This window comes from Phycisphaerae bacterium, from assembly GCA_035384605.1.
Classification (GTDB): Bacteria; Planctomycetota; Phycisphaerae; order UBA1845; family PWPN01; genus JAUCQB01.
The window spans coordinates 1-10,988 of record DAOOIV010000146.1 but is presented as its reverse complement, the minus strand read 5'-3'; the positions used below and the strand labels follow the sequence as shown (position 1 = coordinate 10,988).

General features: G+C 61.0%; 11 protein-coding genes. 8 read left to right on the top strand and 3 right to left on the bottom strand.

The annotated features are described in order from the left end of the window. The coding region (locus tag PLL20_20090; protein ID HPD32302.1) for a hypothetical protein at positions 1 to 1,363 on the top strand (1,363 nt) is incomplete at its 5' end. A 234-nt stretch (positions 1,364 to 1,597) separates the two neighbouring features. Here PLL20_20090 and PLL20_20085 read toward each other — a convergent pair. Beyond that, complete coding sequence (locus tag PLL20_20085; protein HPD32301.1) at positions 1,598 to 2,377, bottom strand: prepilin-type N-terminal cleavage/methylation domain-containing protein; 780 nt, start codon at positions 2,375 to 2,377, stop codon at positions 1,598 to 1,600. Between the two features lie 284 nt (positions 2,378 to 2,661). Further along, positions 2,662 to 3,213 (bottom strand): hypothetical protein, encoded by a 552-nt coding sequence (locus PLL20_20080; protein HPD32300.1) that lies wholly within the window; start codon positions 3,211 to 3,213, stop codon positions 2,662 to 2,664. A 525-nt stretch (positions 3,214 to 3,738) separates the two neighbouring features. On the opposite strand from PLL20_20080, the gene PLL20_20075 reads away from it, so the two are divergent. Next, positions 3,739 to 4,410, top strand: coding sequence for a hypothetical protein (locus PLL20_20075; protein ID HPD32299.1), 672 nt, complete (start codon positions 3,739 to 3,741; stop codon positions 4,408 to 4,410). Between the two features lie 19 nt (positions 4,411 to 4,429). Here PLL20_20075 and PLL20_20070 read toward each other — a convergent pair whose 3' ends face one another. Continuing rightward, positions 4,430 to 5,617 (bottom strand): hypothetical protein, encoded by a 1,188-nt coding sequence (locus tag PLL20_20070; GenBank protein HPD32298.1) that lies wholly within the window; start codon positions 5,615 to 5,617, stop codon positions 4,430 to 4,432. A gap of 482 nt (positions 5,618 to 6,099) precedes the next feature. On the opposite strand from PLL20_20070, the gene PLL20_20065 reads away from it, so the two are divergent. The 6 genes from PLL20_20065 (at position 6,100) to PLL20_20040 (ending at position 10,843) form a co-directional block, all read left to right on the top strand. Beyond that, positions 6,100 to 8,016: a hypothetical protein gene (locus tag PLL20_20065; GenBank protein ID HPD32297.1), complete on the top strand. Its 1,917-nt coding sequence runs from the start codon at positions 6,100 to 6,102 to the stop codon at positions 8,014 to 8,016. A 27-nt stretch (positions 8,017 to 8,043) separates the two neighbouring features. Continuing rightward, positions 8,044 to 9,345 carry an SGNH/GDSL hydrolase family protein gene (locus PLL20_20060; protein ID HPD32296.1) on the top strand — a complete coding sequence of 434 codons (1,302 nt, stop codon included), beginning with the start codon at positions 8,044 to 8,046 and terminating at the stop codon, positions 9,343 to 9,345. A 121-nt stretch (positions 9,346 to 9,466) separates the two neighbouring features. Further along, a complete protein-coding gene (locus tag PLL20_20055; GenBank protein HPD32295.1) occupies positions 9,467 to 9,949 on the top strand; it encodes a hypothetical protein in 483 nt (160 codons plus the stop codon). Then, positions 9,946 to 10,053 carry an ADP-ribosylglycohydrolase family protein gene (locus tag PLL20_20050; GenBank protein ID HPD32294.1) on the top strand — a complete coding sequence of 36 codons (108 nt, stop codon included), beginning with the start codon at positions 9,946 to 9,948 and terminating at the stop codon, positions 10,051 to 10,053. Before PLL20_20055 ends, PLL20_20050 begins: the two co-directional genes overlap by 4 nt. A 33-nt stretch (positions 10,054 to 10,086) precedes the next feature. Beyond that, positions 10,087 to 10,614 carry a hypothetical protein gene (locus PLL20_20045; GenBank protein HPD32293.1) on the top strand — a complete coding sequence of 176 codons (528 nt, stop codon included), beginning with the start codon at positions 10,087 to 10,089 and terminating at the stop codon, positions 10,612 to 10,614. Further along, positions 10,589 to 10,843, top strand: a complete 255-nt coding sequence (locus tag PLL20_20040; protein ID HPD32292.1) for a hypothetical protein — start codon at positions 10,589 to 10,591, stop codon at positions 10,841 to 10,843. The genes PLL20_20045 and PLL20_20040 overlap by 26 nt, the downstream gene beginning before the upstream one ends. Positions 10,844 to 10,988 lie beyond the last annotated feature (145 nt).

The following is a 10,988-nucleotide window of genomic DNA, read 5'->3' as shown; positions in this document are numbered from 1 at the left end:
ATCGCACCGGTCAGCCGGCGCCAGCGCTGGTCGCTATAGGGGTCTGAACGGTTACATCACGTGCAATTTGCCCATTACCGGCGCAGCCATGGGGAAATGGAATCTTGTCGTCACGAAGACCAACTGCAATGAGGCTCAGTTGAATAACGCCATTATTGTCGCGTATCCGACTTTGACTAATGGAAGCTTCGAGAGTCCGCTCGGGTTTGCCAGCAGTTGTCCGAATCCGCCGACGCCGATCGTCGCTCCCACCGACTGGCTGCAACTGGGCGTTTCAACCGGCAGCGATCATCTGATTCGGGATTCAGATCAGTGGCCGCCATCGTGTCCTCGCCCGGACGGTGACCATTTTGCTTCTGTTATGGTTCCGACCGCGACCTCATTCGGGCATTGGCGCGTCTTCCAGTACATCGCGGTCACTCCGGGCCAGACAATCACAGTGAGTGGTCGTTTTGCGGGCGGCGGTCGATCTGCTTCCCGTCTGCAAATCCTGGAAGGTGACGACTACGTTGACAATGACGCCGAGCTTCTCGCGTCGACGTTGATTGAAGACCGGGTGGGTTGCCCGCCGCATTCGTATGACTGGGTGCCGGTTTCGGTCACGGCCACGCCGACGGGCGGTCTTATCACGGTTCGATGGTTGATCAATGGGCACACCTCGGTACCGGTTGCGGCGCACGCCGATGCGTTGACCCTGACGATTGGTGATCCGCCTGCCGAGGTCTGTGGCAACGGAATCGACGATGACGGTGACCGGCGCACGGATTGTCAAGATCCGGATTGTGCAACCGCGCCGGGCTGTGATCCGCCACCCGTTGAGATCTGCGACAACGGAATCGATGATGACGGGGACGTCTACATCGACTGCGACGACAGCGATTGCGATTCCGTTTGCGTCGAGATCTGCAACAACGGAATCGATGACGACCACGACTGTGACGTGGACCTCGATGACAGCGAATGCGAGAACTGCACCAACGGAGTGGATGATAATGGCGACGGGCTCGTCGACTGCGACGACCCGACGTGCCTTGGACACGAGGCATGCCCGTCCGAGATCTGCACCGACGGTATCGACAACAACGGTGACACCCTGATCGACTGTGCCGACCCGGGCTGCGCCCAGCATCCACACTGCAAGGCCAACGATCCGTTTGCCGACTACGACGGCGATGGGGACGTGGATCAGAATGATTTTGCGGCATTGCAGGTTTGCGTGACCGGTGCCGGTGGAACGCTGGATATCGGCTGCGGCATGTTCGACCGCGATTTCGATTTGGATATCGATCAAACTGATATCAACAGGTTCGAGATGTGTGCCAGCGGGCCCGGAGTGCCGGCGGCGCCGGCGTGTGACAATTGACAGTTCCCTGGCGGGACCGGCTCATTCGATTGTCTGACAAGAGACCGGCGGGGTCGATTACCCTGCCGGTCTTTTTTCCGGTACGTGTGGGCACGTCACAGGTGAGCGTGAATTGGTTTTCCGGGATATCCCTCGCAGCGTCCTTGTCGGGCAACGACATGAAGGACGTTTCATTCTCAACCCTGCGTTGGCGGGTTCTCTGCTTACGCGTGCCGTGGCGGGCGAAAGCCGGGATCAATACCGGTAGTAGTCCATGATGTCGAAGTAGTTCTCGACGACCCAGCCGGGACCGTGATAGCTGCGGGTATCCATGAATCTGGTTTCGGCATGGAAGTCAAGGAATAGGGCGTTGTGGGTAGAGAACCGGCCGTGCCAGCCGAGGTTCTGTCGACCGCTAACGAGATCCATGTACATCGCGCCCTCCTCCACGAGCACAACCGCGGACGGCGGAGAACGCTTGGTGCCAAGCGGTTGATAACTCTCCCACGGGTTCGTGTAATAGCTGTTGCCGCACAGGTAGTAAATGGGCTTTTCGCCGATGGGGTTTTCCAGCAAAGGGCTGCCCACGTCACTGGGGCATTCGAACAACGGAGTCGGCTGATCCAGCCCGGTGCCCCGGTAGAGATATCGGGTCAGCGGCCGTCCCAGGGTTTCGGGTACGGGCGGGTCGTTCCGAATGGTGTGGATCCAGGCGGCTCGCTTGCCCCCCCAGTGGCAGTTTGTCCACGGATAGGGCCTTCGGCCGGGAGCCGGCTCGCGGACCAGGCCGATCATTCTGTCAACATACCAGACCTTGTCGGCGGGACCGACCGGCAGCCAGCCACGTGCATCCTCCTGGTAGAGCCTCATGGCCGTTCCAATGGAGCGCAAGTTGGCCAGACAGACAGTCGATTTGGCCCGAGTTTGGGACTGTTCGAGCGAAGACAACAGGATGGCTATCAGCAAAAGGATGACTGCGGTCGCAACCAGGATCTCGAGAAGTGTGAAACCTCGACGGCTGTGAGTTGTGTCCATCGTCCACTCCGCTGAAGGCTCGGGCAGATCGCGAAATGGAACTTACCTCAAGCGCCCTCAGCATAGCAATCGGCTGTCTGCAAGGGAAGAGGGCACCTGCCAGTATTTCGGCATTTCCACTCTCGCAGCCCAGCGGTTTCACGCGGGGGCGGGAGGGGAGGTAATCGCCCGCCTGGGTTGCCGGTGGCTCGGCGGTCGGGGGCTGGGCAGGAGCGGGCGCATTGCAGGCTACCGCCTGCCCGGCGGGGCCCGGGCGAAGTGCAATCACTTGACTTTTTCCAAAATTATTTCTTCCGGCTTCGGAGCAGGTTGGCAAGTTCCTTGGCGTCGGCGGCGGCCAGGTGTCTGGCTTTGGTTTCCAGCGGCGACTCGCTGATCCCCTCGACATAGACACGGCCGACTTCACGGCCGTCGCTCCCATCGACGAAACTGACGAGCAAGTCCAGACGAGGCTCTTTGCCGAACAGGTTGCCTTGCTTGAAGAATCGGACGACCACATTGACAACCAGTCGGGGCTTGCCACCGGGGAAATGGCGACGAAGGTGTTCGTCGGCGAACGCCTCTGCCAGGGCGGACCGCACCTCGGACAGAACGTCGAACGTGCAGATCGGGCTGACGTCCGTCGTTACCTCCCCGAGTGCGATGGACCGGTAAGGTTGAAGGGCATCCGGCGAGAGCCCCTCCAACGGATGGGCTTTCGCCTGAGCTCCGGTGAAGACCTTCATGCTCACCTTTGCTCCCGAAACCGCGGCGCTCATCGGGCTGCACCCTGCGACGCTGAGAAGCAGCGCCATGCCGATTATCGACCGGGCATGTCGCATATGGAACAGACTCATGATGTCGCAACCTCCCGAGGCGGACCGCCTTTTTGCGGGCCGCAACCGAAGCGCACTTGAGTCCGGAAACAAGCGCGCAAGCCGCATAGCTTTCCAGCCCTGAGGCTCCATTCATTGCTCGAGGGCTTTTGAAATCGCTCTCTGATGCCCTCGCAGACCGATTGCAGTTTACTCAACTCCGAGGCGTGGCAAAAGAGGCCGGGCGGTCGGTTTCTGAAGAGATAGTGGCTGACCAGCCAGATTTGTCCACTGAGGTATTGCAGGTCTTCGGCCGCCCTCGACACCTGGTCGTCGGCCGCGGCAAACGCCGGAGACCAGCGAGGCAAGGCCTCATCGAGCTTCTTGAGTGGAACCGGATCGCCGGCACGGGCGAGCGGTCCGCTTCAGGAAGATTATCTGCCCGTTTGGAAAAGTTCGTTATGGGACCTGGACATCGGGTGTGCTCTGTGCATATATGCATAGAAGCGGCCGATCGACCCGGACCTTTTGGGTTTTCGCCGGATAGCATGCAAAGGGGGGGAAGAGATGAAACACCGTGTTCAAGGTCTTGCGATGTGTCTTGGCTTTCTCGCGTGCGCATGCTCCTTGCAGGCGGCGATGATCAGTGTAACCGTCGACCCGATGTACGGTTCGGCGGGAAACACGGGGGCGACGGCGCTCATCGAATTCAGCTTCGTTGAGGACGGTCCCGACGACCTGTTGGTCGTGGCGATTCACAACACAACACCGGCTTCAATCGGCTCGAAGCTCACCGCCGTGGGTTTTGAGTGGCCGGCATCGCTTGCCTTGCCGCTGTCCTATGCCGAGGGCGGGCAGAGCGCCTACTTTGACGAAATAGGCTTTCACGTGAATGTCTCACCCTTCTGGCTGAACGCTTCCGGCGGTTACGACGTCATGATCACGAGCGACGGCAACTTCGAAGGCGGGAGCCCGCTGGGGGCACCGAGCGCGGGGGAGACGCAGAGCATCATATTGAATCTGGGCGACACGGGGCTGAACCCGGACCAACTGAGCGCCACACTTGGCGACTGGTATGCCGATCCGGAGCGTGTCTCGGTTATCGTCCGGTTTCAGGCAGTTGCCGGCGATCGTTCCGACAAGGTTATCAGTCGCACCCCGGAGCCGGCGGGCATGCTGCTCCTCGGTCTTTCGCAACTCGCTCTTTGTGCGCGCAGGCGGACGCGCAGGCATCCGTGAGGCGGCCCGGAAAAAGCTCTCAAGAAGCCGGTCCGAGCGTTTCCATCAACCAGAGCCAGGCATCCTGAATGCCAAAGGGGAACACGCTGCTGTCGAGCGGCGAATCCCGCAGGAATTCCTGGTCAATCAGTAATGTGCCTGCCCCGCCGGTGGTGTCCATCAGGTCGTAAATGTCCGCGACGTGGTTAAGGCCCAGCAGGTGTCCCATTTCGTGCGAAGCAACGTTGCCGATGGCCGTTCCCAGCTCTTCGATCGTCAAGACCCGGCCGAAAAGTCTCTTGGTGAACAGATTGGTGAAGACAACCGCGTCGTCGTCGCGGTCCATATTATAGGGGTCGATGGCTTCGGCCACCCCGAAGGCATCGCTGCTGCTTGCGCCGAAGAATATGCTGGAGTATTCACCCGCCGGCAAGGGGTCATCCGGGATCACTCGCACATCGAGGTTCAATCCCTCGTAGTTTTCCCGAACCGTTTCCGCGATGAGTTGGCGCAGGAGGGCCGTCTGGCCGGCGTAAACCGGATCGATGTCGGCGGCGTCAAACGGCTGAAGCTTGTATGAGCCGTAGTCGGGAATGGTGACCGAACCGCCGTCAAAATCCAGAACCACCACCTGTCCGGCGGGAGCGGGAACATCGTTGCCCGACGTCACGGTGATGAGGACGTCGTAGGTTCCTCGCGACGCGTAGCCCGATCCCAGCGGTGCCGCGGTGATCGCCAGGTAGTACTTCGGACTTGAATGCCGGACGACCTGGTTCAGGAAGGGATCGTATTGGCGAAGGGCATAATTCCGATCGTCGTTCTCGAAAGTGAGTCGCCCCTCAGCGTCGAAGATGACGATGACCGCATCCAGCAGGCTGCCGGGTGTACCGACGTCGACGATGATCCTGTCGCCTGGTTCCAGGGAGCCCAGCAGGTAGACATCAACGTCGTCGGAATGGGTGATGGTACCGGCGAGATGGGCCCGGCCCGCGGAGTCGAATATCACGTCGAGTGCGTTGTCAAAGGCGTCGTTGGGCTCACCTTGGATGCGCCGCTCGGGAAAAAGAGACGGGTTGAGCCCGACGTTTCCATCGGTTCCCAGGTTATCCACCCAGCTTGTGAGGTCGCACCCGCCGATACCGGCCAGGACGGCGACGAAGATACCGGCGAGGACGTTATGCTGATGACAGGTGCGTCTGAATCTGAGATTTCGGAGGGTAAAGCCCATGGATCATGCCCCCGTGTTTTTACTAGTGGCCTATGTTGGCGGGCCGTGCGGACCGGGCTTCCAGCTTGTCACTTGACCGGCCAGATGCCGGTGCCAGACCTACCGGGATAAGGGCCGCCGCTTCGACGGTTCGGGTTTCGGGCACCCGTCGGTCGCCGCTCCCCGGAGGCCGGCCCCCGTACAACAACGATGTACGCGACAAGTATCGGCGAGACCAACTGAGAATGCCAGCGTTTCGCGGCATGATCGGGCATGTTTTCCGTCAAGATCCGCCTGTATTGCAGCCGAGACACCGACGCGGTAATGTGCGCATCTCCGCAACCGGCGTTGCGCGGGTCGACGGCACGAGGGATCAGGCAGTTGCCCTCCGAGAGCCCGCGCAGCTCGATCCTGGACCAAGTGCGCCTATGCCCGTAAGAGATCCTGACAAGGAACCGCGCAGTGCAAGCCTTTCGCCCGCCCCTGCCTGTCCGGCAGGCGAGATGATCACGCGGTGGCTGATGGGGGTCCTCGTAGCCCTTTTCGTCGTCACGGGTTACGCTCCATCGCTGCGATTCGGCCTGTGGTTTGACGATCACGCGCATTTTCTGCACCTGAAGGAAGCCGGCTGGAGTCACAGGAGGGCCGTGGAGGCAGCGTATCTGGCCGTTCCCGGCGAAGTCATGGACTACTGGGGCAGATCCGAACCGTTGATTCGCTACTATCGGCCCGTCGCGTTCACGCTGATGAAGATCGAGTACGTTCTCGCCGGCTGGCGGCCGGAGATCATGCATGGTTTCTCCATGGGGTGGCACTTCCTGTGCGCCATGCTGGTTGGTTCGCTTGCCATGAAGTTCCTGGGCAGCCGGACCTGGGCAACAGTGGCGGCCTGCCTCATGGCGATTCACCCGGCGCATGTCGGCACGGTGACATGGATTGCCTGCCAGACGGAACTGATGACCACGTTTTTTCAGTTGATCGCCATCCTGGCTTACAGCCGCCACGCCCGCTGGGGGGAACTGTTCACCTATTCCGACGCGACGATGGTCGGTCAAAGTCGGGGGTGGTTCGCCGGGCGGCCGATGGAAGCAACGGCGTTGCCTTCGGTGTTGACGGCCGACCCGGATCGCCGTGTTTCGCCGGCTATTCTGCTATCGTTGTCGTGCTTTGCGATGGCTCTGGGCTGTCGCGAGAACGCCGTCGTGTTGCCCGTCGTCTGTTGGCTCGGCGATCGTCTGTGCGGCGCCGGCAGGCGGGGATGGCTGCGATGGGAACATGTCGCGATGGCAGTCATGGTTATCGCATACCTGTGTATCCGGCATTGGGCCTTGCAGGGCTTCTACAGTCTTACTTGGGACAGGATGGCCGGCATTTCGCATCTCGAGATGATCAGGTTTTTGTTTGACAAACCGGTCGTCTATTTGACGGGCATTTTCTGCTGCGTGCCGATAGTTCCTGGTCTCACGGTGGGGCAACCAGGCGGGCCTCCGTTGGCGCTTTATGCAGTGGCCGTCGCCATGTTCGCGGCCTTCCTGGTCATCTACCGACTATTCGGCCGGAGTCCGGCGGTGCTATGGCCGGTCGCGGCTATGCTGGTGACCATGGCACCGACCATTCCCATCTATCCGTCGGCCCACCATCTCTATCTGCCCAGCGTCGGCGGAGTCATTCTCATGACTTCGTTCATGGCCCTGGTGGGCGGGATACGACGTGCGCCGGGGCAACGCCTGAGCCGGTTTCGGAAATGGGTTCTCGGCGCGATCCTGGCCTCCCATGCCGCGGGGCTGACGATCGTCACCGTGTGGCGCGGTCACGGATTGGAGGTGGGTACGCTGCCGGAAGACCTGCTCGTCGAAGACGTCATCAGCCGTAGCCCGAAACCGATACGATCGGGCGATCATTTGTTTTTCATCAACGTGCCGAGGATGGCCGCCCTGTACCCTTCCTGTGCCGTGCGGGCCAGGAACGGTTTGAGCGAGTTGTACGCCCACGGGCTGACCTATTCGCCGGATGCATTGATCATGCAGGCCCCCGGCGAGCTGCAAGTGCTCGACAGGCACCGGCTGCGGGTACGGGCGCCGAGGGAATCGCCTTATCTCGGAGGGATGGGCGGAAGGGTGCTTCGAAGCATGCTCGGTTTGCCGGAACTGAAAACCGGCGATACCTTCAGGGCGGATCTGGATCGTTACGAGGTCAAGCGAGACGCTGATGATGCCGTCTCAGGCGGCGACTGGTATACCGTGGTCATCAAGGAAGCCGACGATGAGGGCATTCGCGAACTGGAGTTCGTTTTCAACAGGCCGCTTGACTCGCCCGACTACCACTTCTACTTCGGTTCGCCGCAGTTCATGGCGTACCCGGTAGACGTGTCGCGGCCAACGATCGCCGTCAGTCGGCCGGCGACCGAGCCGGCTCGCTGAGAACGTGTTCGCACGTGGAGAACGATCGTGTTTGCATGGTTGACTCTTGCCGTTCTGGTGGTGAATCCGTCCGGGTCGACGACATTCGATGACGGATTCTATCTCAAGGGGGGTGAAACGGTCGTTTTCTTCGGCGACAGCATCACCCAGGCGGGCACCTATGTTGAGTACGTCGAGGCGTTTCTGCTGACGCGCTTTCCGGAGAAGCGTTTTCGCATCGTCAACCGCGGAGTCAGCAGCGAGACGATTTCCGGCACCAGCGAGCCGGACCATGACCCGGTTCGTCCGTGCGCCCATGATCGCTTTACGCGCGACGTGGTCTTTGAGAAACCCGATGTGATCGTGGCCTGCTTCGGGATGAACGACGGCAACTACCATCCGTTCGACGAGGAGCGGTTTGACAGATTCAAGAGGGGTGTGCGCCGGTTGATTGATCGTACTCGAACAGAGACGCAAGCCCGCCTGGTGATTCTGACGCCGCCGCCATTCGACCCCTACCGTCGGTTGGTGCTCGACCCCGAAGCCAAGACCTACGGGTACAAGTATGCGGCCGTCGATTACGACGCGACGCTCGAGCAATACAGCCGCTGGCTCATGGGACTGAAGGAAAAGGACGTGCTCGTGGTGGATCTTCACTCGGCCATGAACGAGCACCTCAAGAAGCGCCGCGCAACGCGGGTCAGCTTCGGCTTCCAGCAGGACGGCATCCACCCTGACGCTACCGGCCACTGGTTGATGGCTCAGACGCTGTTGCTGGCCTGGAAGGCCCCCGGCATGGTCGCGGAGCTTCACCTTGACGCCTCGCGGGGCGTGGCGGCTGACGGCCGCGTCACGAATATCAGAAAGGAAGGCAACAGCCTGTCCTTTGACTGGCGGACTCCTCTGCCGATGCCTGTGGACTCGAGGTGGGATGCCGAGTCGATTCGCATCGAGGACGTGCGCCGTCGATTGAACAGGTATCGGTTGGCCGTGACAGGCTTACCTGCCGGCCGTTACCGGCTCACGGCCGACGGGAAGGAGTTTGCCACGGTCAGCGCCGAGCAACTGGCCGATGGTCTCGACCTGCCCGACTATGACGCGTTTCCCGCAAACCGCGCGGCCGCGAGGCTTCTGTCACTGGTTCACGATCGGCAACAACGGCTCTATGTGGCTTGGCGACGCGGCGTGGGCACATGGCCCTCGACCGACAATACCATATGGGAGCGAGTTTCCGTGGAAGACCTCAGACAGAAAGCCGACGAGCTTGATCAACAGATCGATGTTATCAGGCGATCTGCACCGATACATATCGGCATCGAGCCGGTCTTATCGGCGTCGTCCCCGACGTAGGGGCGGTTTTGTATGGGGTCCACGCCCGCGGATCGCATGACTGAACCGCGCATTGAACCCATGGAGGCGCTCAAATCTCAGATGATGAGCCAGGAAAGGTCGAGAGGGTGTTGTAAGAGACTTGCTTGCCGTCATCCTCCTTGGCGCGGGACCCTGTGTTCATTCCCATCGCCGGCCGGCGGCCGCCGCGGGGCTCGGCGAATCAAGGCGCCGATATCAGCCGCCTGGCCGCGCGACCGGCTGCGCGGGGGCATTCCTGGGACGTTGCGGGGGTGGTCTGTCGGCCAAACCGGTGGAGAACGGGCATCGCGACGGGATCTTCAAGGCCTTGAGGAAAGACGGCCGCTTCCGGTTGGACAACTGTTTCCAGTCGACCGCCATCCGGGCGGGGGGCAAGCCGATCCACCCGGCGGGAGTGACATACTGCACCCGCGGCCATTTCGATCACACGGAACGCGACGACGATACCGACTGCACCGTACTCGGTGTTCATTGCCTCAAGCCCCATGGTCCGGAGTTCGCCACCGCCAACATCGCCCACCAGTGGCAGATGCGATTGCCCTGTTTAATGACCTGCACGGACAAATGGGCTTCGGCAAGATGATCTGTGTGACGGTGATGGGCGGCTGGGATACCGATTGCACCGGCGCCACCGCCGGGTCCGTCCTGCGGGCCATGCTGGAGGCCGATCGCCTGCCTGCCAAGTGAACCCGGCCACTGAACAACCGCGTTGAGTCAATCGTGATTGGATACAACGACGTGAGGATCACCGATATCGCGGACGCGGCGCTGAAGGTGAATCGAAAGGATCAGCGTTCGGGGTTCCCGGCTTCGCTGAAGCTTCGCCGTGGCAAGCCCGGCACGCCGTTGCTTTCTGAGCGAAGGCGGCGGGGCTCAGGAAAGGATGAAGGCCCAAGGATGAAGGATGAAATCCAGTTACATGATGGCACGAACCAGCCGCCGACGCTGGAATACGCCAGGGCGGGTGGCCGAGGCCAGCCACCCCTGCGCTGGTGGATCGCGTTTGTGGCGATTCTTCTGGCCTTCTTGGCACCCCGCTGTGCCTGCGGCTATTATGGCTTGATCAGTCTCCCGTTTACGGTGCTGGCGGCAGGACTCGCCTGTTACGGCTGGATCGGCAACAAACGAAAGAACCTGATCTGGCGCGCCGTCTTGATGCTGGTCGTCATCTTAACTTCCATCACCTTGTTCAGAAACATCGCTGATGTTCTGTGGTTTGGGCATGATGCGATCTGGAGGAGGCTGTGACTACAGATGCGTGGTGCCGACGCCCTCGTCGGCACTCTTCCCCCTGACAATCAACCGTGCCAATACGCAACGCCCGCTCTGCGTGGTGATTCGGACGTGTCTTCTGCCGTACCAGAACGTCACCAACGTCCAGGCAACGTTCACGGCCATCGCTCGGCCAGAGGTCGATTACTTCTGCGAACCAAGCACCCGCTCGATCAATTCCCTGGCATCGCTCATCGCGAGGTAGAGGTGCTTCTGGTCGTCCGGCAGGCGGGCAAAGCCGATATGTTTGCAGGCCGCTCAGCATCACCCCGCGCAAGCCGGGTCCGCGGGTATCCCCGGGCCGGTCAGGCAGGCCCTGAAGATCGCGATGTCGTCCTGGTCCACGTCGT